19 protein-coding genes and 3 tRNA genes are annotated in these 26508 nt (G+C 39.3%); 8 read left to right on the top strand and 14 right to left on the bottom strand.

Annotation, left to right across the window (positions count from 1 at the left end):
* Nucleotides 1-9: 9 nt before the first annotated feature.
* Both AXF23_RS05105 and AXF23_RS05100 read left to right on the top strand, forming a co-directional pair.
* Nucleotides 10-3285: a UvrD-helicase domain-containing protein gene (locus AXF23_RS05105; protein ID WP_107624523.1), complete on the top strand. Its 3276-nt coding sequence runs from the start codon at nt 10-12 to the stop codon at nt 3283-3285.
* Nucleotides 3286-3344: 59 nt separating this feature from the next.
* The gene (locus AXF23_RS05100) at nt 3345-6221 is read left to right on the top strand and encodes a PD-(D/E)XK nuclease family protein (protein WP_107624522.1); all 2877 of its coding nucleotides are present in this window, start codon (nt 3345-3347) and stop codon (nt 6219-6221) included.
* 143 nt (nt 6222-6364) lie between these two features.
* Here AXF23_RS05100 and AXF23_RS05095 read toward each other — a convergent pair whose 3' ends face one another.
* The 3 genes from AXF23_RS05095 to htpG all read right to left on the bottom strand — a co-directional run bounded on the left by AXF23_RS05095 (nt 6365) and on the right by htpG (nt 12642).
* On the bottom strand, nt 6365-8920 hold the full coding sequence (locus tag AXF23_RS05095) for an ATP-dependent helicase (RefSeq protein WP_107624521.1): 2556 nt from the start codon (nt 8918-8920) through the stop codon (nt 6365-6367).
* Nucleotides 8921-8977: 57 nt separating this feature from the next.
* Nucleotides 8978-9667 carry a monofunctional biosynthetic peptidoglycan transglycosylase gene (gene mtgA / locus AXF23_RS05090; RefSeq protein ID WP_107624520.1) on the bottom strand — a complete coding sequence of 230 codons (690 nt, stop codon included), beginning with the start codon at nt 9665-9667 and terminating at the stop codon, nt 8978-8980.
* A gap of 920 nt (nt 9668-10587) precedes the next feature.
* Nucleotides 10588-12642, bottom strand: a complete 2055-nt coding sequence (gene htpG, locus AXF23_RS05085; RefSeq protein WP_107624519.1) for a molecular chaperone HtpG — start codon at nt 12640-12642, stop codon at nt 10588-10590.
* A gap of 475 nt (nt 12643-13117) precedes the next feature.
* On the opposite strand from htpG, the gene AXF23_RS05080 reads away from it, so the two are divergent.
* On the top strand, nt 13118-13687 hold the full coding sequence (locus tag AXF23_RS05080; RefSeq protein ID WP_107624518.1) for a hypothetical protein: 570 nt from the start codon (nt 13118-13120) through the stop codon (nt 13685-13687).
* A 320-nt stretch (nt 13688-14007) separates the two neighbouring features.
* On the opposite strand, the gene AXF23_RS05075 is transcribed toward AXF23_RS05080, so the two are convergent.
* Nucleotides 14008-15459, bottom strand: coding sequence for an aminoacyl-histidine dipeptidase (locus AXF23_RS05075; RefSeq protein ID WP_107624517.1), 1452 nt, complete (start codon nt 15457-15459; stop codon nt 14008-14010).
* Between the two features lie 77 nt (nt 15460-15536).
* On the opposite strand from AXF23_RS05075, the gene AXF23_RS05070 reads away from it, so the two are divergent.
* Both AXF23_RS05070 and AXF23_RS05065 read left to right on the top strand, forming a co-directional pair.
* On the top strand, nt 15537-15731 hold the full coding sequence (locus AXF23_RS05070; protein WP_042855895.1) for a hypothetical protein: 195 nt from the start codon (nt 15537-15539) through the stop codon (nt 15729-15731).
* A gap of 31 nt (nt 15732-15762) precedes the next feature.
* Entirely contained in the window at nt 15763-16368 is a 606-nt protein-coding gene (locus AXF23_RS05065; RefSeq protein ID WP_009010707.1) for an OmpH/Skp family outer membrane protein, read from the top strand.
* 87 nt (nt 16369-16455) lie between these two features.
* Here the strand turns inward: AXF23_RS05065 and AXF23_RS05060 are convergent, their stop codons facing one another.
* Nucleotides 16456-17835, bottom strand: coding sequence for a B12-binding domain-containing radical SAM protein (locus tag AXF23_RS05060; RefSeq protein WP_107624516.1), 1380 nt, complete (start codon nt 17833-17835; stop codon nt 16456-16458).
* 368 nt (nt 17836-18203) lie between these two features.
* On the opposite strand from AXF23_RS05060, the gene AXF23_RS05055 reads away from it, so the two are divergent.
* From AXF23_RS05055 to AXF23_RS05045, 3 genes are all read left to right on the top strand, one after another.
* A tRNA-Ser gene (locus tag AXF23_RS05055) sits at nt 18204-18290 on the top strand.
* 28 nt (nt 18291-18318) lie between these two features.
* A tRNA-Glu gene (locus AXF23_RS05050) sits at nt 18319-18390 on the top strand.
* 33 nt (nt 18391-18423) lie between these two features.
* Nucleotides 18424-18498 (top strand) — tRNA-Glu (locus tag AXF23_RS05045).
* Between the two features lie 717 nt (nt 18499-19215).
* On the opposite strand, the gene AXF23_RS05040 is transcribed toward AXF23_RS05045, so the two are convergent.
* The 9 genes from AXF23_RS05040 to AXF23_RS05000 form a co-directional block, all read right to left on the bottom strand.
* Nucleotides 19216-19374, bottom strand: coding sequence for a DUF4295 domain-containing protein (locus tag AXF23_RS05040; protein WP_004359785.1), 159 nt, complete (start codon nt 19372-19374; stop codon nt 19216-19218).
* A 46-nt stretch (nt 19375-19420) separates the two neighbouring features.
* Complete coding sequence (gene rpmG, locus AXF23_RS05035) at nt 19421-19609, bottom strand: 50S ribosomal protein L33 (protein ID WP_004359784.1); 189 nt, start codon at nt 19607-19609, stop codon at nt 19421-19423.
* Nucleotides 19610-19614: 5 nt separating this feature from the next.
* The gene (gene rpmB, locus AXF23_RS05030; protein ID WP_004359782.1) at nt 19615-19878 is read right to left on the bottom strand and encodes a 50S ribosomal protein L28; all 264 of its coding nucleotides are present in this window, start codon (nt 19876-19878) and stop codon (nt 19615-19617) included.
* Between the two features lie 125 nt (nt 19879-20003).
* Nucleotides 20004-20507, bottom strand: a complete 504-nt coding sequence (locus tag AXF23_RS05025; protein WP_107625802.1) for a CinA family protein — start codon at nt 20505-20507, stop codon at nt 20004-20006.
* Nucleotides 20508-20541: 34 nt separating this feature from the next.
* On the bottom strand, nt 20542-21573 hold the full coding sequence (tsaD, locus tag AXF23_RS05020; RefSeq protein WP_013265291.1) for a tRNA (adenosine(37)-N6)-threonylcarbamoyltransferase complex transferase subunit TsaD: 1032 nt from the start codon (nt 21571-21573) through the stop codon (nt 20542-20544).
* 36 nt (nt 21574-21609) lie between these two features.
* Nucleotides 21610-22470 (bottom strand): type I methionyl aminopeptidase, encoded by an 861-nt coding sequence (gene map, locus AXF23_RS05015; RefSeq protein ID WP_044046184.1) that lies wholly within the window; start codon nt 22468-22470, stop codon nt 21610-21612.
* A 274-nt stretch (nt 22471-22744) separates the two neighbouring features.
* On the bottom strand, nt 22745-25492 hold the full coding sequence (metH, locus tag AXF23_RS05010; protein ID WP_107624515.1) for a methionine synthase: 2748 nt from the start codon (nt 25490-25492) through the stop codon (nt 22745-22747).
* 8 nt (nt 25493-25500) lie between these two features.
* Nucleotides 25501-25980, bottom strand: coding sequence for an SsrA-binding protein SmpB (gene smpB, locus AXF23_RS05005; protein ID WP_107624514.1), 480 nt, complete (start codon nt 25978-25980; stop codon nt 25501-25503).
* On the bottom strand, nt 25980-26483 hold the full coding sequence (locus tag AXF23_RS05000; RefSeq protein ID WP_107624513.1) for a DMP19 family protein: 504 nt from the start codon (nt 26481-26483) through the stop codon (nt 25980-25982). The genes smpB and AXF23_RS05000 overlap by 1 nt, the downstream gene beginning before the upstream one ends.
* Nucleotides 26484-26508 lie beyond the last annotated feature (25 nt).

The raw sequence follows: 26508 nt of genomic DNA, 5'->3' as shown, positions 1-26508 counted from the left end.
TAACTCAGCATGGAACAAGCATTAACAGTATATAAAGCATCAGCTGGCTCTGGTAAAACCTTTACTTTAGCTTCGGAGTATATAACCTTGGTAGTTAAGAATCCACAGGATTATAGAAGTATTCTTGCTGTAACTTTTACGAACAAGGCGACGCAGGAAATGAAGACTCGCATCCTTTCTCAACTGTATGGTATTGCGCATAGTTTGCCTGATTCAGAGGCATATTATGAACAAGTTCGCATGAAAACAGGATTTTCAGAACAGACAATTCGAGAGAATGCTGCCAAAGCTTTGTCATTGCTTACACATCATTATAATGAATTCCGAGTACAGACAATTGACGCTTTCTTTCAGTCTGTATTACGTAATCTTGCCCGTGAATTAAACTTAACAGCTAATCTTTGTGTAGACTTGAATGATGAACAAGTGGAAGCACAGGCTGTCGATGAGTTAATCAATAGCCTTGAAGAAGGCGAGGAGGTGCTAAATTGGATTCGTGATTATATCGACAAGAATATAGAAGATGATAAGGGTTGGAATGTTATAAGCCAGATAAAGGACTTTGGTAAGAATATCTTTAAGGATTTCTATAAGGATCGTAAAACCGAACTGGACAATCGATTTAGTGATGAATCATTCTTTAATGATTTCATTACAGACTTGCGTGAAAGGCGTACACGTATATTAAATCGTCTGAATGAGCATGCAAAGCAGATGTATCAGAAAATACGTGATGCAAACTTAGACAATCCAAATCTATTTAATAGAGGTGCTAATGGGCTTCTTTCACATATTATTAAATTAACAAAGGGTACGCCTTCAAATGATCCTACTCCACAATACATACAATCATGTATAGATTCTGCAGAAAAGTGGCCTGCAAGTAAATGTCCTGCAAAGGAGAGGGCAGCAATCATAGAACTTGCTTCAGCATCATTGTGTAGTGATTTAAAAATCTTAAATGACTATAGGATAAATGATTGGAAAGAGTACCAATCTTGTAACCTCACGCTTAAACATCTTTCTCAACTTCGCCTACTTCACGCCATCTCAGAAGCTGTTGATGAGATAAATAAAGACACTAACCGCTTTATGCTAAGTAACACTCAATCATTGCTTAGCACCTTAATGAAGGATTCAGATACACCTTTCGTATTTGAAAAGATGGGCGCTTACCTAAAGCATATTATGATTGATGAGTTTCAAGATACAAGTACTATTCAGTGGAATAATTTCCGTAAGTTACTTGATAACTGTATGGCTCAGGTCGACTCTCATAACTTGATAGTAGGTGATGTGAAACAAAGCATATATAGATGGCGCCAAGGTGATTGGAAACTACTGAACAACATAGAGCATGAATTTACTAAGGAACAAATAAAGATAGAGCCACTTGACACTAACTATCGCTCTGAAGAGAATATAATAAGGTTTAATAATGCATTCTTTAAGCAGGCTGTTTCACAAACAGTTAATGAATTAGAGAGCGAAGAAATACAGGGTGCTACAGAATTGGTTGAAGCTTATAAAGAGATTGAGCAGAAACCAAGGAAAGATAACGGTAAGGGTTGTGTACGTATAAAACTCTTTCGTTATGATTCTAAGAATGCGTCAGATTATAAACAAAAAATCCTCAATGAGTTAATAGAAAACATCCGTCAACTATTAGATCAAGGGTATAAGCAAAAGGATATTGCTATTCTTGCACGTTCAAAGACAGTAATACCTGATATCGTAGACAGCTTCCAAAATATAGATACAAATGTAAGTCTTGTTTCTGATGAAGCTTTTCGCTTAGATGCTTCATTAGCTGTTAATGTGATTATTGAGGCCCTTCGACTACTCACACACCCACATGATAAACTTACAGAAAGTAAGTTGGTCAAACTTTATCAACAGCAAGTAATCAAGACAGGGAAAGATATTAATGATTTGTTTGTAGGTGATAATAGTACAGAATTAAAGTCTTTCTTACCAAGTGGTTATATCGATAAGTTTGAGTCTTTATCGAGGTTATCACTAATAGATCTCGTAGATGAGATTTATTCACTGTTTAGTCTTGATAGTCTTGAAGGCCAGAGTGCATACGTATGTACATTCTACGACACCCTAAATGAGTATTTACGCGATCATCCTGCAGATATTGACGATTTCATCGAAGAGTGGGAAGACACGCTCTCAAGCAATACTATACAGAGTGATGAAGTAGATGGAATACGATTGATAACCATTCACAAGAGTAAAGGTCTTGAATATGATAATGTTCTAATACCCTTCTGTGATTGGGAATTAGAGAAGACAAACGGCATAACAATATGGTGCTCTGGTGATGATAAGGAAAAGCCTTACGGAGAATTACCATTGATTCCAGTTGATTACTCGTCAAAGATGTTGGGTACAGTATTTGAAGATGATTATAAAGAGGAGCATCTTCAAAACACAGTTGACAATATGAATTTACTTTATGTAGCCTTTACTCGTGCTGGTAAGAACCTATTTATTACAGGTAAAAAGTATAAAGAAAGAACAAAAGGGAAAAGTGAGCGTTCACATATCATCCAATATATTATTGAAGAACTTGCCAAAGAATTGCCAGGAGCAATTATTGATGATGCTGGAGATAACGGACCAATCAGCTTTGAACTTGGAACCCTTTCGACTTGTGAAGAGCGTGTAGAAAAGGAGAAAGCAACAGAGAATCCTTTTGAACTATCGCCTAAGACTCACAAACTAAAGATTGAAACATTCCCCCACCCTGTCAGTTTCCGACAGAGTAATAAAAGTCATGACTTCATTAAAGGTGAGGACATCGATCCATCAGACGCAAGACGTTATATTAAAGTAGGTAATGTTCTTCATCAGCTCTTTTCTACTATTCTTACTGAAGCAGATATTGAGCCCCGTTTGAAAGAGTTAGAACAAGCAGGAATCATATATAATGATGACATTACATCAAGAGAATTACAGAATAAGATATCATGTGCTCTAAGCAATGAAAAGGTGAAAAATTGGTTTAGTCCACGTTGGAAGTTATTCAATGAATGCACTATTCTTGACTACGATAAGGAGACTGGGGATGTATATGAGCATCGTCCAGACCGAGTAATGACAGATGGTAAAGAGATGATCGTTGTTGACTTCAAGTTTGGTAAGCCACGAGATGAATATCACGAACAAGTACAACGCTATATGCGTTTACTTATGCGCATGGGATATAAGCAGGTTTCTGGTTATATCTGGTATGTTTTAAGAAATGAGATAGTACCAACATCACTTCCCTCCTAATGTGTCAATAACAGTTTACTAACTATATTTTATTCTTAACAAGAGCTTCACTTTCCATTATGAATACATTTCTCGAACACGTAGCAACAGACTTATTGAATAAGTATGGGACTGATATGGCACATATTACAGTAGTCTTTCCTAATAAGCGTGCTGCACTTTTTCTTAATCAAGCACTTGCCCGATTAGCTGATGGTCCTGTATGGAGTCCAGTATATATGACTATCTCCGATTTCTTCCGTCAGCACTCAGAACTAACCATTGCAGACCCAATTAAAAGTATATGCGACCTATATAAGAGTTACATAGAGGTAACAGGTAATACGAATGAAACCTTAGATCACTTCTATGGTTGGGGGCAATTACTCTTAGCTGATTTCGATGATATCGATAAAAATATGGCTAATGCTCACGTTGTATTCTCAAATATTAATAACCTTAAAGAGTTAGATGATATTACCTATCTCACCGATGATCAGAAAAAAGAATTACGTCGTTTTTTCGCTAATTTCGACGATAATCCAGAGGGGATTAGAGAACGATTTATGGCCTTGTGGGCTAAGTTAAATGATATATATAGCAATTTCAAGCAAAGACTTAGAGCACAAGGACTTGCATACGAAGGTATGTTATACAGAGAGGTAGTTGAGAATCAGCAGATTGAAATAGACTCTAATCATTATGTTTTTGTAGGTTTCAACGTACTTCAGAAAGTAGAACAGCATCTCTTCAAACGCTTTTTAAAGGAAGAGCGGGCAAGTTTTTATTGGGACTATGACTATTATTATATGCAGTCGACCAATGAGGCAGGGAATTATATTCGTTCTTGGCTTGATAAATTCCCTAATGCCTTACCCAATGACAACAATGAGTTATACGACAATCTGGGTAAAGGGAAGAATATCAGCATTATCTCTGCACCAACAGAGAACATGCAAGCGCGTTATATAACCGAATGGTTAAAGGAGGATAATAGATATAAAGAAGGCAAACGCACAGCCATTGTTCTCTGTGATGAACATCTATTACAGACCGTGATTCATTGTATCCCAGATGAAGTAGAGAGCTTAAATGTGACAACAGGTTACCCGTTACAACAAACGCTGATAGCTTCGATAGTTTCGCAGCTTTTGACCTTACAGATGGAAGGTTACTCTATTCAAGAACAAAGCTTTAGGCTCCATTACGTAAACAGAGTATTGCGACATCCATACGGAAAGTATCTTATACCAGAAGTAGCCGAAATCATCGAGAAATTAAATAAGGAACGACAGTACTATGTGAAACCTGAAGAAGGTTTACCATTAAGTTACTATTCAAGTGATAGGCAGAACTTACCAGCCTTAGTCAATTGGTTATCAGAAACCATCCGTTTCATCGGTATAAATGGAGCAGCCGATAAGGATCCGCTCTTCGAAGAGTCAGTATTCCGCATGTACACCCTACTCACGCGTCTATCAGAGCTGATGGCAAATGGTGATTTAGAGGCAGACAAGGTCATCTTTCGTCGACTTTTGACACAGCTGATTGCGTCTACAAGTATTCCTTTCCATGGTGAACCAGCCCAAGGTGTACAAGTGATGGGCGTGCTTGAGACGCGTAATCTTGATTTCGACCACGTTCTTGTCTTATCATGTAATGAGGGAAATATGCCAAAAGGAATAGATGATGCCTCTTTCATACCTCATCTGATACGTAAAGCATACAACCTCACAACCATTGACAATAAGGTTTCTATCTATAGTTACTATTTCCATAGTATGATTCAACGAGCCAAGGATGTCACCTTCCTATATAATAATTCGACACAAGGTAGTCATACTGGCGAAATGAGTCGTTTCATTTTACAGCTGATGGTAGAGTGGAATCACCCAATTCATCGACTAACTTTGCAAGCAGGGCAAGACCCAATGTGTGTTGAAGCTAAGGTTGTTGAGAAGAATGAAGCAGTATTGAGAAAACTCGATGAAATGAGTTATTTCTCACCAACAGCCATTAATACCTATATAACTTGCAAACTAAAGTATTATTTTAAGTATATTGCAGGTATTAAAGAGACCGATGAAATCGATGTTGACGACGTTGATAACCGCATCTTTGGTAATATCTTCCATACAGCAGCTCAGCTCATGTATGAGAAGCTACTACCAAGAGAAATCATCACAGCTAAGGACATTGATAAACTATTAAAGACAGGTAAGAGTACACAATCACTGACCTCTGGGAATGCAGACCTCACCTTAGATGACATTGTAGATGAATCGTTTGCACAAGAGTTATTTAATCAACAACCAGGCACAAGGAAACATCCTAAGCTTAACGGACTCCAACTTATTAATCGTGAAGTCATCATAAAGTATCTTCATCAATTATTACGAATTGATCGGCGCACAGCCCCTCTACGTGTGATTGGGCACGAGTTTCCTGTTAAACGTCCACTGACTATCAAAGTGAATGGGTTAGAGAAACAAATAGAGACGGGTGGACGCATTGACAGACTGGATGAGATATACGTAGATAGTGATAATGCACGCTTGCGAGTTGTAGATTATAAGACGGGGTCAAAAGTAGCAGAATCTCTTAAATCTGTGGATGAGATGTTTGATCCTAAGTACTTAGAAAAAAAGAGTGACTACACAATGCAAGCAATGCTCTATAGCCTCATTGAGGCTACAAATGACATGGAGCACAACCCTAATCACCATGCTGTTAGTCCAGCTTTGCTCTTCATACAACATGCAGGAAGTGAAGATTACAGTCCAGTACTATCAATAGATACGGAGGAGATTACTGATGTCACCGTTTATGAAGAAGACTTTCTCCGTAAGCTCACCGAGATATTAGAGGAAATTCACAATCCTGATATAGCTTTTGAACCTACAAGTAATCCTAAAGACTGTGGATATTGTCCTTACAAACAGATGTGTGGACGATAGTATAAATTAAATAGCAATAGTCACTCAAAGGGATTGCATACCCATACGAGTGACTATTGTTATTTTTAGATGAGGCTTACATCTACCAATATTTTCCAATACCTACATTTTACATCGCAAGCAGTATGTGATGTAAAAGGTGGCTAAGAGATAATCTTAAACTTAGCGAACTTCAATAGAAGTTGTTTTGTACCAGCATTACGGAACGCAACCGTTGCCTTTGCATTCTCTCCTGTTCCTTCAAGATTAATCACTTCACCAATACCGAAGCGTTGATGTTCGATGGTTACACCTACACTGAGGCCAGCCACATTACCTGTCGATGAAACCGAGGATAATGGGGCCTCACCTGCTGATAGGGCCCTACCGCCATTTGTCATGGCAGATGATAACCGCTTGAAATTACCACCCTCGGAAATTAATCTGCGTTTTGTTCGTTCTGAGAAAGGGTCAACGGCTACTTCAGGTCGTTTCCTCTCCGTTATCTTCGGTTTCGGATCAGCCCTAAATTGACTTGCCACAGGATTTGAATTCTGCCATCGTGAGCCCATCTGGCGATACTCGTCGCCCCAAGGTCGACTACCAGTATATGCCTTATTAGGCTCATACTCACGGAAATTATCGCCACTATTCGTTTCTCGCCAAGACCTCTTCGACGTGCGGTCGTCATCCCAAGGCATCAAATGGCGCTCCCTTTCCAAAGCACTCGAAACCTCATTTTCGGTATGAATCAGCATTGGGTCAAAGTCATTTAAGAATCGACTTGGATTATCAAACTGCATTGATCCATAGCGAAAACGGTTCTTAGCGTTTGTCAATATACAATGTTGTTCAGCACGTGTTATGGCCACATAAAGTAGTCTTCTTTCCTCTTCTATTTCACGTTTTGAGCCTAAAGACATAGGGCTTGGGAATATATTTTCCTCCAATCCAACGACAAATACCGTTGGAAATTCCAGTCCCTTCGCAGCATGAATCGTCATTAACGATACTTTTGGCGTATCATCATCATCCTTATCTGCGTCAGTGTATAATGCCACCTCTTGTAGATAGTCGGTCAAGTAGACATTCTCTTCACGTCCTTCCTCACGTCCAGAGTCGACAAAACTCTGCATAGCCGACATAAACTCTTCCAAGTTCTCACGTCGAGCTAAGTCTTCTGGCTCACTACCAGAGTGTATATCTGCACTAATACCACTTTCTGTTATAATCTCTTTCCCCAACTCGTAAGCATCTTTCAATGCTACATTCTTAATAAAACCACTAATAAGAGTTCTGAAAGAGAGTATCTTTGTCATTGTTCCTTTGTTGACATCTAAACCATACTCGATAGGGTTAAGAATTGTCTGCCATAGAGATACAGCGTTTCGTTGAGCACATTCTACAATCTTCTGAATGGTCGTGTTGCCTATTCCACGCGTTGGATAATTGATGATTCTACGGAAAGCTTCTTCGTCATCAGGGTTAGACACCAAGCGGAAATAAGCTATGATATCCTTAATCTCCTTACGTTGATAGAAGGAAAGTCCACCGATAATTTTATAAGGAATACCTTGTTTACGAAACTCATCCTCAAACGAACGACTCTGTGCATTGGTACGGTACAGAATAGCAAAGCTACCATAATGGCAATTGTCATTACGTTTGATACGCTTCAACTCATTTGCAACCACCATAGCCTCTTCCCTATCACTATAGCAAGGCTTATAGAGTACCTTATCACCTTCCTTTTCTTTCGAGTAAACATCCTTAGGGATTTGACGCTCGTTATGCTTCATCAACGAGTTAGCTGCCTGTACGATGAGCTGCGTAGAACGGTAATTTCGCTCTAACTTAAATAGTTTAGTATCGTCAAACTTATTCTTAAAGTCAAGGATGTTATCTATGTTTGCCCCACGGAAAGAGTAGATACTTTGATAATCATCACCAACGACACAGATGCGTCGATGTGTCTCAGCCAATTGACTAATTATACTTACCTGTGCATAATTAGTATCTTGATACTCGTCGACAAGGATGTACTCAAATTGTTGACCATACTTTTCACGAATAGCTTTATGGTCACGAAAAAGTAAGAAGGTATAAAGCAGAATATCATCAAAGTCCATTGCGTTGGCTTGTCGACATCTTGCATCATACATCTTGTATATCATATAGATAGCTGGCATCCGAGCACTTCTATCTCTTTCTATGGCTGCTCGGTCTTCTGCATACTGTGCTGCCGTAATAAGATGGTTCTTAGCCTTTGAGATGACATTATGTACCGTTGCTGGCTTATAAGTCTTATCATCGAGGTCTAAGGCCTTAATAATATTCTTTATGAGTGAACGAGAATCATTCTCATCATAGATAGTAAAATTACTTCCAAAGCCAATAGCCTCCGCTTCACGGCGTAGTATTCTTGCAAAGATAGAGTGAAAGGTTCCCATGTAAAGGCGTTGTGCATCATTAGCCGAAGTAATCTGTGCTATACGCTCCTTCATTTCTCTTGCTGCTTTATTGGTAAAGGTAAGTGCAAGAATGTTCCATGGTGCCAAGCCTTTATTAAGTAAGTAAGCTATCTTATAGGTAAGTACACGAGTCTTACCAGAGCCTGCACCAGCGATGACCAACGACGGTCCTGTGCAATACTCAACAGCTTCTCGCTGACTATCGTTCAATGCTGAAAGTATTGCATCTTCTCTATCTTGATTTATCATCTTATGTACTTAATGATGTAATAATATTGTGTAATGGGACAGAATAGTGATACGAGCCTAATGTTCCTTAGGGAATGCGGGAATGAAAGTCATCTGATGCTCAATCTGTCCAATACGTTTAAACATATAAGGTCCTGGATTCTTTGATGAGAATCGACGTGGATTAGGGAGTGTAGCGGCTATAAGTGCACAGTCTCTCCGGCTCAGTTGACTGGCTTCCATCCCAAAGTTTTGTTCTGCACAGGCTTCAACACCATAGATACCATCCCCCATCTCAATAGAATTAAGATAAACCTCCATGATACGTTGTTTGCTCCACAGTGTCTCAATAAGGAACGTGAAATAAACTTCTAAGCCTTTTCTTATCCACGAACGTCCCTGCCACAAAAAAACGTTCTTAGCCGTTTGTTGAGAAATGGTAGACCCACCTCTTAGCTTCTTACCCTTTTTCAAGTGGTCTTCTGCTGCCTTTTCAATCGCTTGATAGTCAAATCCGTGATGTGTAAGAAACCTTTGGTCTTCACTTGCCATTACTGCGACAGGCATTGAGTCGGGCATCTTCTCCAATGGTATCCAGTCATGATATAGCTTTACTGACTCGCCCTTACCAATCTGTTCAAAACAACGACTAATCATAAGAGGAGTAAAGTAAACGGGTATAAACCGATAGACTACCACTGCTAATATTGTAGAGATAAAAGTAAGGGAGAGTACCCACCTTATCACTTTCAAGACTTTCTTAACCATAAATTATAAGTTTGTTATTTGCAAAGGTACTAAATCTTATTTGATAGTAAGCGATATGAAGCATTTTTTTCCTATTGTGAGAACAGACAAGATATTATTCTTTTCACAACATATCAAATATGATTTAGCATGCGTGATTCTGTGTTACTCTATGAGAAATGAGCGTACTCTACTACATTAGCATCTGTCCCCACATGCGTATAGCCATATTTAGTCCACTCCTAAGAAGAGTCCGCATGTTAGTAAAATATCATTACATAGCATCGAGAAAATACACGCTAACAATGGCTAACACATCTCTTAAATAACAGTTTATAACATACACTGTATCAGAAAGTTACATTTAATATTCAAGAAGACGCTCTTCTTGCCTCAAGAAGGGCGTCTTCAACATGCAAGAAGGGCATGTTCTTGAACGTAAGAAGGCCTCTTCTGCGGGCTTAAAGGGCGTGTGCTATATCCAAGGAGGGCGAAAAATATTGACAGAGAAGTAAAAAAGAGAACTCTTCCCCAGCCCCGAAGACCCCTCCCCCAGCCCCTCCCCGAAAGGGAGGGGAGCGCCTAACGGGACAAAATTTGCTATGATTGTATATATAATAAACAAACGTAAAGAGATGTGTTTCAGCCTTTAATATTCAACACTTAACATCCATCACCCACTATCATAAGCCATCATCAACCAACACTCAACACCCAACACCCAGCAAAACAAGCCATTAACACCAAACATTCAACATCTAACACCCAACATTCAACACCTAACACCCAACATTCAACACCTAATACCCAGCATTCAACAGTCAGTCAAAAGAAAACAAAAAGCCGTAGGAGCTGTATTTAATTACAGTGTCCTACGGCCTTTTATACTATTTGAAAGGTATTAAGGTGAGCGCCTTTACGCATCATCCCAATCCTTTTTCTTACTTAATCAAACTGAAAGAACGCTTTAAGAACTTATCGAGAGCAGCTCCCTGAAGCATACCATTTTGAAGTAAGGCAAGGTCGATAAGCTGATGAACCACCTCGTTGCCCTTAGCATATTCGGCAACTACAGCCTTCTTCTTATCTTTAAGTTCGGATACAGCCTTCTGTGTGTTCTGCATATCATCCTTCTCTTCTTGTGTCAGCTCTTCAGGCTTCTTCTTATCTTGTGACTGATGGAGAGCAGCCAAACGAGCCTCCTGACCTTTCAGTTCGCTATCTATTGGCTTCAGTTCCTCTGTCGTATTGGCAGTAAGTTCATCAAGTACTCTCTTCACTAATGGGTGGTCACTGTTCAATACAAGATTATAAGAATCAGGCAACTGAGCATAGAAGCCCATTCCTTGCTGGTACTGGCTCATCTCTTTCATACGACGCATATACTCGTTCTGTGTTACAAGTACTGGTTGGAAAGACGCTCCGAGTGACTGTACATCAACGGTGAAATTAGCCTTTTCGAGAGAAGGTATCTGTGAACTAAAAGCCTCTGACAATTTGTCAGTCTCGTCAGCTGATAGATTATTCTTCGGTGCATCCTCTTTCTGAATGATACGATCAACGATATCAGAGTCAACACGTACGTAGCGAGTCTTATCTTGCTTTTGCTCAAGCATTGATAGTAATGGAACGTCAAGTTGCCCACTTGCATCAATAACACTATATCCCTTCTGCTTTGCAGCTTCTATATAGCTATATTGTTCCTCCTTATTATTTGTATAGAGGTTTACTAAGAACCCATCTTTATCAGTCTGATTATCCTTCACAAGCGTCTTATACTCCTCAAAAGTAAAGTACTTACCCTCAGTGTCCTTGATAAGTGCAAAGTCCTTGGCACGGTCGTAGAAGTCAGAATCAGACAGCATTCCGTAGTTGATAAAGAGCTTCAAATCATCCCACTTCTCCTCAAACTCTTTTCTATTCTCCTTGAAAATGCTTTGCAGTCTATCAGCAACTTTCTTCGTGATATAGCTTGCTATCTTCTTTACATTCGCATCACTCTGTAAGTAACTACGACTGACATTCAGCGGAATGTCCGGAGAGTCGATAACACCATGTAGGAGAGTCAAGAACTCTGGGACGATACCTTCAACCTGATCGGTCACAAACACTTGATTACAATAGAGTTGAATCTTATTGCGTTGGAGCTCGATATTATTCTTCACACGTGGGAAGTAGAGAATACCAGTGAGGTTGAATGGATAGTCAACATTCAGATGTATCCAGAACAATGGCTCATCATTCATTGGGAAGAGCGTACGATAGAAGCTCTTATAGTCTTCATCCTTCAGACTTGATGGTGCCTTTACCCACAATGGCTCAACGCTATTAATAACATTATCTTCCTCTGTGTCAACTGATTTACCATCCTTCCACTCAGTCTTCTTACCAAAGACTACAGGAACAGCCATGAACTTACAATACTTGTTCAGTAGCTCTTCAATCTTAGACTTCTGCAAGAACTCCTTGCAATCATCATCTATATAAAGAACCACATCACTTCCACGCTCCTCTTTATCAACGTCTTCAAGTGTATATTCTGGGCTGCCATCGCAACTCCATTTTACGGCTTTACTACCTTCCTTATAGCTCTTTGTGATAATCTCAACCTTCTTTGAAACCATGAAAGAAGAGTAGAAACCAAGACCGAAATGGCCAATGATGGCCTCTGCCTTGTCCTGATACTTCTCAAGGAAATCATTAACACCGGAGAAGGCTATTTGGTTGATGTATTTCTCTATCTCCTCTGCAGTCATACCGATACCGTGATCTCTAATTGTCAATGTACCAGCTTTTTCGTCTAAAATTACACGAACACTCAAATCACCAAGCTCTCCTTTGAACTCGCCAATCGTAGAGAGTGTTTTCATCTTCTGTGTTGCATCAACTGCGTTAGATACCATCTCACGCAAGAAGATGTCATGATCTGAATATAAGAACTTTTTGATGACGGGGAATATGTTCTCTGTTGTAACCCCAATATTTCCTTTTTGCATAGCAATATAATTTTAATTGTTTTTTTATTTTGCATACCTTATAACAAACTCTGTGCCATCGTTAGTAATCAACTAATATTTTCAATAATATCACAAGATGCTTTCTGGCATTACTTGTTATTCTTTTGACTTCTCCATATCTAATCATTCTGCACGCAGATTTGTGGACTTATGTGCAAATACTGTTGGTAACGTATGATGCATAGTATTACATCTATATATACAACTCATTCTGAAATAAGTTCTCATTCCCTTGGGTTTCTCAAGAATGTTATATACTTTTGCCTATGAGAATATAACAAACAATAGGTTAATAGTCGTAACTCATTCCTTGAAAGGACAATGCTCTCCGTCCACGAAATAAATCTTTCTTGTTCGAGGCGTTTGCATATTGAGTGAGAGTAGAGCAAGATGATTTCAGCCAAGCAGCGTTATTTTACATACGCAGCGTAGTGAACATTAAAACATTTAGATAATGAAAAAGACTGCTACCATGTGCTTGATATTTCTAATAGCATTATCTATATATGCGGCATCAAGACCTCAGAAGGATATAAAAATATCTCCCGAACAAAAGTTCAAACTGTGGCTTAATGATACTATTAAGCACATTAATGGGAAATATTCGATTAGTTCTGACTCTACGTTATTAACGATAACTGATAGCTTTTCATACATAGTTAAGAAGGGGAAAACTACTTACACTACCAATAGGAATAACTCAGAAGCTATACAAAAAATGTTGGGGAATGCTCATGAACCTTCTTGTCTAAGTTATAGGGTCATTGCTGTTAGACGTGATGAGTTTACTCCATCTGAAGTAGACTACCTTAAATATGAAACTTATTCAGAGTTTCCTCTTATAAAGATCATAGCAAAAGACATGATTATAAATTATAATGAAAATAGAGCTAATATCAATAGTGCTTATATAATAAATAGTCGGGACAATGATACAACATTAGTTGAGTTTAGCTATGAAGGGAATAAGGTTGTAAGAAGACATTATAAGTGTAAACGTGCTAAGAACATAGTACGCTATTGATCAAGAGCCCTTGAAACATATATACTACCTGTATAACAAGGTCATCTCCTGTTCTTTTCTATGATTGATTAATAAGCCCCTCAGGTTATAAGAACTGATAAACACATATCTACCCTACCATTGTCTTCAATCGTGCTTTATCCCAACATGTGTGGAGTTCATGGTTAGTACAAGTGATGTAGACGATCAGCATAATATGATAAACAAGGTTTACCGACAAAAGATAGTACAGACATAAATACAAAAAGCCATCTTGTCTTATTAAAAACAAGATGGCTGATATAGTAAAGAGAAATATATACTATATTAAATACGTAATTCTACTTGATGTTCTTGAGAACAGCAAGGAGATGATCCCATACCATTTGAACTGTAGGGATAAGTAGACACTCGTCTGGTGTATGGACATAACGAAGTGTTGGACCAAAGCTAATCATATCCAAATGAGGATATTTCTCAGAGAAAAGACCACATTCAAGACCCGCATGAATACCAAGAACGAGTGGTTCCTTACCGAAGATATTCTTATATTGCTCAACTGCAACGTGCACTAACTCGGAGTTTGGATTCATCTTCCATGCTGGATAACTGTCATCGACAACAATCTCAGCGCCAGCCAACTCGAAACATGCACGAACAGTGTTGGTCATGTTTACCAAGTTACTCATAACGTTTGAACGCTGTGAAGATACAACTGTCAACTTATTCTCATCGGTCTGTATGCTTGCAACATTGCTTGAAGTCTCAACCATATAAGCCAAAGCTTCGTCCTGACAGTTGGTCAATGGACCATTGTCGAGTGCCTGCAAAGCAAGGATAGCATTGTGAGAAATCTGCTTTGGCATGACTGGTGCCGCCTCTGCACTCTCAAGTTTCCAAGCCATTGATGTGTCTGTAACATGGAACTCATCCTCAACATCTTTACTGAAGACATTCCAGTCTGCTTTAACAGTTTCTTTATTAGCTGCAGGAACGGCGAAGAGTACCTTACCGTCACGTGGGATTGCATTATGCATCTTACCTGAATTCCAGTAGCTTAGACGAAGGTCCATCTTTGATTGTTCGGCATATAAGAAGCGTGCAAGGAGTTTGATAGCATTGGCGCGTTTCTTATTTATATCATCACCAGAGTGACCACCAACAAGACCCTTCAGACTTGCTTCCATGAAGAAATAACCTTCTGGTGCATTCTCACGCTCAAAGTTGAATACTGCTGTTGTACTATTACCACCCGCACAACTTACGAATATTTGTCCTTCATCTTCTGAATCAAGATTGATAAGATAGTTTCCTGTCATGAAACCAGCCTCCAAACCAAATGCACCTGTAAGTCCTGTCTCCTCATCACGTGTAAAGAGACACTCGATAGGACCATGTTCTATTTCGTTAGAATCAAGTATAGCCAACTCATATGCAACACCGATTCCATCGTCAGCACCAAGGGTTGTCCCCTTAGCATGTAGCCATTCACCATCGACATAAGTCTGAATAGCATCTTTATGGAAATCAAATTCTATATCAACAAGTTTGTCACATACCATATCCATGTGGCTCTGAAGCACAACTGTCGGACGATTCTCATAGCCTTTAGTAGCAGGCTTAGAAATCAATACATTGCCAACTTTGTCTACCTTTACATCAAGGTTGCGTTCTTTCGCAAACTCCTGTAAATAACTAATCATCTGCTCTTCATGCTTAGATGGGCGTGGTATTTGGTTGATTTTAGCGAACTGCTCAAAGACGCAAGCAGGTTTTAATTCTACATTTGCCATTTTTAATAATATTTTTTTTTGTAATCTTGCTGTTTTATATTAACTTTGCGGTCAATATAAATGCAAAGATAAAGAAAATGTTTGTAACTTTATTGTTAACATTGTTAATAATTGCTATAGCCATGTTGCTCCTCGGAGTACGTGTACTCATCAAGAAGGATGGTGAGTTCCAGTCGCAGCATATATCAGACAATGCCTATCTTAAAGAGAAAGGTATTCATTGTGTTATCGACCAAGACAAGGAAGCAAGAAGAAGGAACAAGGCATATTAAATAGGAAATAATTAATTAAAACACAATAGAAATGAAGAAATCATTTAGCAGTATGGCAGTGCTTGCTTTAGCATCATTTGCTTTTATTGCATGTAACAATCAACCGCAACAGAACGACACAGCAGCTAACAAGACTGAAACAACATCATCAGCAGCACCTGCAACTGGTGGTCAGAAAGTTGCTTACGTAGAGATTGACTCTATCATGAGCCAGTACACATACTGGAAAGACGTGACAAAGCTCATTAAGGCAAAGGAAGCTAATATTCAGCGTACATTGGCTGGTAAGCAGAAGGCTATTCAGGCTGCTGCTGCTAATTTCCAGCAGAATATTCAGGCAAATAAGTACACACAGGCACAGGCACAGCAGATACAGGCAAGTATCCAGAAGCAGGCTCAGGATGCTGACGCTTTGCAGCAGCGTCTTGGAGCTGAGTACCAGAACGAAGTTGCTAAGTATAACAAGGCTCTCTCTGATAGTGTACACAATTACTTGAAGTTGTATAACAAAGATAATAAGTACAGTATTATCCTCGCTAAGAGTGGTGACAATATTCTTTATGCTGATCCTGCATATAACATCACTGATGATGTTGTTAAGGGAATGAACCAGGCTTATAAAGGGATGAAGAAGTAATTTGTAGGCTTACAGTTACTTTTCAAATATACATAATGAAACCAGTCGTTGTTTACGGCTGGTTTTTTTAGTATATATCCTTGTTAATCATGTACTTTTTGTATTATGCCCATTTGTATTAGCCAATAGGTTCTCCAGCACGGGTAACATGCGATTGAGGTTACCATATTGAATCATAAAGTTCCAAAAAGGTTCAAACTTCTTCCAGCCTCCCATATAAAGGAGATGAGCCAATTGTTGCTTTATATTATCGTGCCCAAAGCTTGCCTTAAAAATATTACTCCATGAATAGAAGTTATGGTAAGCCCACTCGTAGCCTTGTTTTAACTCCTCTGCAGTCAATCCCAATGTTTTGTACACAACCGTTCGAGTATCATATTGACTCCAGTTATAGGATGTAATCCGTCCATCTCGTTCCATCTGTTGAAACAGTCGAGTTCCTGGATAAGGAGTTAAAATATGAAAGGTGGCCGTTGTGATGCTATGTTCAATCCCCCAATCAACAGTTCTTCGAAATACGTTTTTATCATCATGGTCAAGTCCAAAAACAAAACTTCCGTTAATCATGATACCAAGACTATGCAGTCGTTTAACAGCTGCTACATAATCTTTCGATAAGTTTTGTAGTTTGTTACTTGAACGAAGGTTGTCTGGAGAGAACGTCTCAAATCCTAAAAACAAACTTCGTAATCCTGCCTCAGCAGCTTTTTCTATCAAATTACCATTTAGTACTGCTGCAACAGTAGAGGCACTCTGAAAAACTCTACCCATGCCGCGCATACCTTCAAATAATTCTGATGCGAAGTGAGGATTACCTAAAAGATGATCATCAAGGAAATAAAGATGTTTACCAGGCAGACTATCAATTTCAGCTAAGGCATCGTCTACCTTTCGGGTGTAAAACGATTTACCCTCGCTATAGAAGGCATCCTTGTAGCAAAAGTCGCAATGATGAGGACAACCACGGGAAACAACAAGTGAGTTTGGTACGAAATACTTCTCTCTTTTAATAAGGTCACGACGTACAGGAGGAATATTGTCAATGCTTCTCCAACTTGCTACATATCGCTTTTGAGGGTGTCCTTCGCGTAAGTCTTTGATAAATCGTGGGAATGCTTCTTCCCCTGACCCTAATATAAGTGTGTCGGCATGTTGCGCAGCTTCATCAGGAAGACTTGTAACGTGAAGTCCTCCCATAACTACATACACACCTCTTCTTCTATACTCATCAGCAATCTTGTAAGCCCTATAAGCATTAGTAATGTAGACTTGAATACAAACCAAATCTGGAGTATCATCCAACTTTAGTTTCTCAATGTGTTGATCTTGTATCTCTACATCGTCATTTTCAGAGAAATAGGCTGCAAGTGTAGCTAATCCCAAAGGTGGGAAAAGCGAGTATTTGATTGGTCGCCAATAAGGGCTTTCTGCCTCTTGCAACGCTGGTAATATCATTTTTACCCTCATGCTGTTAATTCTTTATTCTTTAAGACAATATATTATCTTAATGAGGCGATTAATTAGGTGGAGCTAATCAACGCATAGAAAATGAAGTTTAAACTATCGTCCTTAATAAATATGTTATACAAAAGTCGTTATTACATTTCATATTTGCAAACTTTTTTCAAGAAAAGTCAATTCGATTAGACTATACTTACATTTTCTATTCTAAAACAGATATATTCTATTTCTATCAAAAATATTCTTGTCATTGCTGTGTTTTTTTCATAGAATAAAAGAAAAAGACAACGAAAAATTTTGAGGTATGAAAATAAAGTACTATCTTTGCACTCGCATTTGAGATAATGCTTGGTAATTCGGTTAAAGGCCATCTTGGAAGGATGGGTGAGTGGCTGAAACCAGCAGTTTGCTAAACTGCCGTGCGCATTCGCGTACCGGGGGTTCGAATCCCCCTCCTTCCGCTTTATCTCATAATCTCAAATGTATTTTGGTCGATTCATCTAATGGTTAGGATACAAGATTCTCAATCTTGGCATAGGGGTTCGATTCCCCTATCGACTACTAAACATCCTCTTTATGGAAATTATTTATTCTGGTCGATTCATCTAACGGTTAGGATACAAGATTCTCAATCTTGGCATAGGGGTTCGATTCCCCTATCGACTACCAAACGAAAGTTCAGCTATTAGCTGGACTTTTTTGTTTTATATGATTGGTGAATTTTGTGGAGGCGATAGAGATGGAGACAACAGATGTTGGAGGACAGTAGATATGTAGTTTGTGGAATTGCTTAGACAGTTGGTGAATTTCAATTTGCTGTCACTGCTGTCATCTGTTGTATGTGCTTAACATGTTAGATTACAGAGAAGTAGATGAAGTGTTAAAAGTGACAGGAAATTAAAATAAAAATATTCTTGTAAGATATGTATATGTACGATGAGGTTAAGAATAGCTTTATAATAAAATCTTTCTTGTCTGCTTAAACTCATATCGGTCGTTAGATTCTAAACATATTTTGTTTTATTATCGAGCAGATAGATTATCTTTTTAGTGCAGGCGTATCGTGCTATGTTAAGTTACAAAGACAGACAAGATACTGATAAGATAATAAAAGATGTTAGGAAACAATACCATCGTAATAAGAACTGTATATATTGTGGTCTTATGATTGGGTTTAAACACATGCTTGTAGATTAATCTATTTACACTTAGAATGTCATTTACTGTTGCTAGTAACTCTCCTACTCTACTGTTTCTTATAAGCTGTTTATGATATTAAACTTTGGATGTAATGTGTGTATATTAAGGTAAGAAGATATAATGTACTAAAACAAATAAAGGCTATAGGAAAACCTATAGCCTTTTATTGATTGTATCTTTATAGAATTAATTCTTAAAGAATTCCTTAACGTCCTCATTTGGGACCATCTGCTCATCGAAGATGTAAGCACCAGTCTTAGGGCTCTTTACCATCTTGATAACCTTTGAATATGCGCGACCATCCGTAGAACCTTCGTGGAGGGTAGCGACCGCTTTCTTTGCCATAGTCTATTAATTTTAACTATTAACTATACTACTCTTTTTAGCGAGCTTACTTAATCTCCTTGTGAAGGGTAACCTTCTTCAGAACAGGATTGTACTTCATGAGCTCAAGGCGCTCAGGAGTATTCTTACGGTTCTTTGTAGTTACGTAACGACTTGTACCAGCTACACCGCTGTTCTTCATCTCGGTACATTCCAAGATAACTTGGACTCTGTTTCCTTTAGCTTTCTTTGCCATGATATTTAGTCTCCTATTACCTTAATGTCCTTCCAGTCAACATAACCCTTAGAAACAGCCTGCTTGAGTGCTGCATCAAGACCTACCTTGTTAATAAGACGAAGACCAGCAGCACTAATCTTCAGCTGAATCCAGCAAGCCTCCTCTACGTAGTAGAACTTCTTGCTGAAGAGGTTAACGTCAAAGCTTCTCTTTGTACGGTGCTTTGAGTGAGACACGTTACAACCTATCTGTGCCTTCTTTCCTGTGATTTGACAAATCTTAGACATTTCTATCTTTGTTTTGTGATTCGTTAATTGATACCTATTCCAAACAGGGTGCAAAATTACAAAAAAGTTTCAAATAAGCAAAACTTTTACTACAATAATTGTTGCTTTTAAGCTTTTTTGCGAGTTTATTCGGACTTAATATCTAATTCTTTTAGGAAATCATGGAATAGACGGATTGCTTTGTTTGTTGCAATGGCAAGATTTATGTCACGTCCGAAGTCTTCGGTTAACTTAAATGTTCTTACGTCATCTTTGTTGCCATATGCCAACCAAATAGTACCCACTGGATGTTCTGCTGTACCGCCTCCAGGGCCAGCTACTCCTGTAGATGCAATGGCAAAGTCTACTCCAATAGTTTTTATAGTACCTAATACCATCTCACGTGCAACCTCCTCTGATACGGCACTTTTCTCCTCAAGTACTTCGTGAGATACGCCAAGTAGTTTCTCCTTTACTTCATCCGTATAAGCAACTACTCCTCCTTTATAATAATTAGATGATCCTGGGATAGCCATAATCGCTTCACTGATACGACCACCTGTGCAGCTTTCTGCTGTTCCAATTGTGTAACCTGAAGCATAAAGGATGTCACCAATCTGACGTGATATTATCTTACTTTCAAATTCCATAAACTTATTCTTATTATAGGACTTAATTTTGTTATTATTCAAAAGTTACTTTACTAAATACTGGGATATCCATCTGTGTAAAGTCTTTGTCTTGATACTTGAAGTTGCCTACACTGGCAATCATTGCTGCATTGTCTGTCGTATAGCTAAACTTTGGTATGTAAATTGTCCAACCATAACGCTCTGCATGGTCATGGAATGCATTACGAAGACCATTATTAGCTGATACGCCACCCGCAACGGCTACATGCTTAATGCCTGTCTCTTTAACTGCTAAGCGTAGCTTCTTCATAAGTATGTCAACTATCGCATGCTCAAGACTGGCTGCAATGTCTTCTTTATGATGCTCGATGAAGTCTGGGTCTTCCTGTACCCACTTTCTCATATTATATAAGAATGATGTCTTAAGACCAGAGAAAGAGTAATCAAAACCTGCTACATTTGGTTCTGCAAACTTATAAGCCAAAGGATTACCTTGGCGAGCAAGTCTATCAATGATTGGACCACCAGGATAACCAAGTCCCATTACCTTAGAACACTTATCAATAGCCTCACCAGCAGCATCGTCAATAGTCTGACCGAGTACTTCCATATCGTTATAAGCATTCACCTTAACAATCTGAGAATTACCACCAGATACCAAGAGACAAAGGAATGGGAATGGAGGCATGTGATTGTCGTCATCGCTTTCCTTGATGAAGTGAGCCATGACATGACCCTGCAAATGGTTAACTTCAATCATAGGGATATTCAATGAACGAGCAAAACCTTTGGCAAAGTTTACACCAACCAAAAGACTACCCATCAATCCAGGACCACGTGTAAAGGCAATGGCTGAAAGTTGTTCTTTGGTTATACCTGCACGCTTTAACGCTTGGTCAACAACTGGTACCACGTTCTGCTGGTGTGCTCTTGATGCAAGTTCAGGAACAACTCCTCCATAAGCCTTATGTACCTCCTGTGAGGCTGTTACATTACTGAGGATAACACCATTCCTCAATACGGCAGCACTTGTGTCATCACAACTGCTTTCTATACCTAATATATAAATATCTTCTTTTACCATTTTCTGTTAGATTCTCTCCTAAGAGAATAAAAGACATTAATGTGTCAGAATCTCTAATCCATGTTCTGTCATAACGAAAGTATGCTCCCACTGAGCTGAAGGCTTCTCATCACCTGTGATAACCTCCCAACCATACGGGTCGTCAGCATCAATAAAGACTTTCCATGTGCCCATATTAATCATTGGTTCAATGGTAAATACCATACCAGGAACCAGTAACATACCAGTACCTTTATGTCCATAGTGAACAACATCTGGCTGCTCATGGAACTCGATACCTACACCATGCCCACAGAGGTCACGTACAACACCATAGCCATTCTTCTCGGCATGCTTCTGTATAGCATGACCGATATCACCTACAAAGGAATAAGGCTTAGCTGCTTCAGCACCAATTTCAAGGCATTCTTTGGCTACACGAACTAATCGTTCCTTCTCTGGTGTTGTCTTTCCAATGATGAACATACGACTTGCATCTGCATAATAGCCATCTACAATCGTAGTCATATCAACATTGATAATATCACCTTCTTGAAGAACATCTTCTTTCTTTGGAACACCATGACACACAACTTCATTAATACTTGTGCATACGCTCTTAGGATATCCTTCATAGTTCAAGCAGGCAGGGATTGCATCGTGGTCCTTGCAATACTGCATACAGATATCATCAATCTCCTGTGTATTCATTCCTGCGTGGATAGCCTCAGCGACAGCATCCAAACAGCCAGTATTGACTATACCACTCTTTCGGATACCTTCAATCTGCTCAGGTGTCTTAATCATATCACGTGTAGGAACAAGTTTGCCCTTCTTCTCAAGAGCCATTATCTTTAAGTCCATTTCGGTTGGCTCCTGTCCAGGAAGACAATGCCACCTTTTCTTTTTCAACTGCATATCGTCAATTTTATCTTTTTGCAAGAATAAAGCAAGCAAACACAAGAAATCATGTTTCTATTTTGTGGAGTGCTGCTTAGTTTCTGCAAAAGTACTATAATTCAAAGACAAAACAAAATAAATCATGTCCTTTCTTACAGAAGAGTCTTATTTGATATATCGTACAACAGCCTACTGGAATGTAATCAAGTAAGGGGTACTAAATCTATATGAATCTCACCTGAAAGACTTCTGCCAATGTTTGGTAATTATTCTGTTTGTCAAGTCTTTATTCTTAATCAAAAAGGTTGAGTTTGTTCTCTCTTGCCTTACTCAAGGACAAAACCTTTTGTTGTTCTTCTTTATAACCAGCTCTTAGCTTTTCGTATGTTGCGTCTAACTCTTTGCAGAAGCGTTCACGCTCTTTTCCATTAAGCAGTGCGGCTGCTATGGAAGGATTGACAGAAGCGTCTTTAACCCATACAACTGGGGCATCGTATAATGGAGCAATCTTCAGTGCTACATGAAGTTGAGAGGTTGTTGCACCACCAATCATAACAGGAATATTCAGTCCTGCTTCCTTAAAAGCTACAACACTATTAACCATCTCCTGCAGACTTGGTGTAATGAGACCAGACAATCCGATCAAGTCTACATTCTCTTCCTTGGCTTTCTTAATAATCTGATCAGCTGGCACCATAACGCCCAAATCAATTACTTCATAGTTGTTACAAGCCATCACAACGCCCACAATATTCTTTCCGATATCGTGCACATCGCCCTTTACAGTAGCCAATAGCACCTTTCCTGCAATAGCCTTACCGTCTACCTTCTCCTTTTCAATATAAGGTTGAAGGATAGCTACAGCATCTTTCATTGTGCGGGCAGTCTTGACAACCTGTGGTAAGAACATCTTACCAGCACCGAACAAGTCGCCTACTTCGTTCATACCCTGCATCAAAGGACCTTCAATAATGTTCACAGCGTGTGGATACTGCTCCAATGCTTCATGAATATCCTCATTCAAATAGGTTGAAATACCTTTACGTAGTGCATATTTTAATCTATCTTCCAAAATATCATTACGCCATGCTTCCTGCGCAACTTCCTGCGTAGCACCGCCATTCTTTTGTGCTTCTTTTTCCTCAAGAATCTTGTTAGCTAATTCTATTAGTAGTTCGTCGGCTCCCTCTACCCTATCTAAAACAACGTCTTTAATTATCTTCAGATGGTCTTCTGGGATATCGGCATATGTCACTTTAGTAGCTGGATTGACAATACCAAAGTCCATACCCACCTGAATGGCATGATAAAGGAATACGGCATGCATCGCTTCACGGATATAGTTATTACCTCGGAAGCTAAATGAAAGGTTACTTACACCACCACTAACGTGCGCACCAGACAGGTTCTTCTTTATCCATTCCGTTGCACGGATGAAATCGACAGCATAGCTATTATGCTCTTTCATACCCATACAAATAGCAAGAATATTTGGGTCGAAGATAATGTCCTGAGGTGGGAAACCCACTTTCTCGGTAAGAATCTTATAAGCTCTTTCAGCTATCTCAATACGACGCTCGTAGCTTGTTGCTTGTCCTTCTTCATCAAAGCACATTACAACAACAGCTGCACCGAAGCGCAGTACATCCTTTGCATGGCGAATAAAGACCTCTTCACCTTCTTTCAAAGAAATAGAGTTGACAATCGCTTTACCCTGTACGCATTTCAAAGCAGATACAACTACCTCCCAATCAGATGAGTCAATCATCAATGGAACACGAGCAATCTCTGGTTCTGATGAAATCATATTGACGAAATGAGCCATCTCATCTTTTGCCTCCAACAGACCGTCGTCCATATTGATATCCAGTACCAACGCACCATCATCCACCTGTTTACGAGCAATTGTCAGCGCCTCCTCGTAGTTCTTCTCTTTTACTAAGCGAAGGAACTTACGGCTTCCAGCAACATTACAACGCTCACCAACATTCACAAATGATATTTCTGGAGTTAATCGGAACTGCTCAAGCCCAGAGAGAATCATCTCCTTTGGCGCATCAACAGGTATATGAGGTTTCTTTCCTTCAACAACCTTTACGTAGCCGCCAATGAACTCTTCCGTTGTTCCACAACAGCCACCAATGATATTCACAAGCCCTTCATCCACGAATGAAGCCATCTGTGGCACCATGATTTCTGCTGTTTCATCATACTCCCCCATCGAGTTTGGCAGACCTGCATTTGGATGGATGCTTATATAATAAGGTGCTTTAGCAGCTAACTCCTTCAAATAAGGGCGCATCTGTTCTGCTCCGAACGAACAGTTAAGACCAACAGAAAAGATAGGATAAGACGATACTGATGCAAGGAAAGCATCGAGTGTCTGACCACTAAGCGTTCTTCCAGACAGGTCGGTAATGGTAACTGACAGCATAATAGGTAAATCGATACCCGCCTTCTTCATCTCTGACAATGACGCATCAATTGCTACTTTAGCATTAAGCGTATCAAAGATAGTCTCAATCAAAACAGCATCAATCCCCCCTTCTATCATCGCTGCAACCTGCTCGCTATAAGCATCAAAGAGTGCATCATACGTAAGGTCACGCTTAGCAGGGTCGCTTACATCAGGCGACATCGAACAAGTCTTGTTCGTAGGACCAATACTACCAGCGACATAACGAGGCTTGTCTGCGGTCGAATATTCATCAGCACACTTACGTGCAAGTTTCGCTCCTGCGTAGGCAATATCACGAGAGAAGCTTTCCATGTGGTAATCTGCTTGCGAAATGCGCTGTGCAGAGAAGGTGTTAGTACTGATAATATCAGCTCCCACCTCTAAATACCTACGATGAATATCCTCTATGATATCAGGGCGTGACAGGTTCAACATATCATTATTACCCTGATAATTGAGCATCTGTAAAAGTTCAAGGTTACCTCGGAAGTCCTGCTCCGTCAAGTGATATCCTTGAATCATAGTGCCCATCGCACCGTCTAAAATCAGTATTCTATCTTTAATGTTATCCCTTAACTTCATTACCTTACTTAATAGTGTTTCTTCGCTCGATCCATCTCTCGGCGGTCTTCCTTCTCTTTTAGTGTTTGCCGTTTGTCGTATTCTTTCTTACCTCTTGCCAGTGCAATGTCAACCTTTGCTCGTCCGTTCTCATCAATGAAGATAAGTGTTGGAATGATAGTGAAGCCTGGAGTCTTTGACTCTGCCTCAAGGTTACGTATCTCTTTTCGGTTCAATAGGAGCTTTCGTGGGCGTTTTGCCTCATGATTGGCATACGACCCATAGAAATAAGGAGATATGTTCATCCCCTGAACCCACATTTCACCTTTTGTTATATAGCAGTAAGAATCAACCAACGAAGCCTTACCAGCACGTATAGACTTTATCTCCGTACCAGTAAGGACAATACCTGCTGTGTAAGTGTCAACGAAGAAATACTCAAAAGAGGCTTTCTTGTTTCTTATCTGTACAGGTGATTTCTTTCTTTTCTCTTGTTGTTCTTTATTCATTATTCAATTGTTGCAAAATTCTCAATATGGTCGTCGATATAGGCTGCAATCATTGCACTCCAGCGTTCTTCATTGACCACAAACTCATCATCAAACTCGTCAAATTCAGGCATCTGTTCATATAAAGCCATGAAATCTTCGTCGGATTCAACAGCTTCAATCGCCTCGTGATACTTTTCGTAGTACTTCTTTCCGTGACGAATGTGTGTATATAACTCACGAATCCCCCAGTTGCGCATAGCTACAGCAAATGGGTTTTTGAAGATGAAAGCGCCATAACCATTGTATATCAACTGGATATAACCGCCATCCATCACCTCTTGATGAAGATAACTCCATGCTAACAGTGTTATCTGATCAGCATTCAGTTGCTGCATAGTCTCCAATGTCAGCTTGTTATCTATTGCATTGCCAATGGCATCAACAAAGACCTGAACAAAACTGTCCATTCCTTCTTCAACGGCTTTGCGTATATCGCTATCTTTTACTTTGACGTCAATCATTGTTATATCTTTTGTTATACAAATC

This window comes from Prevotella sp. oral taxon 313 (assembly GCF_003043935.1).
Lineage (GTDB): Bacteria > Bacteroidota > Bacteroidia > Bacteroidales > Bacteroidaceae > Prevotella > Prevotella jejuni.
The sequence above is the reverse complement of the archived record's forward strand: the minus strand, read 5'-3'. Positions and strand labels throughout refer to the sequence as shown.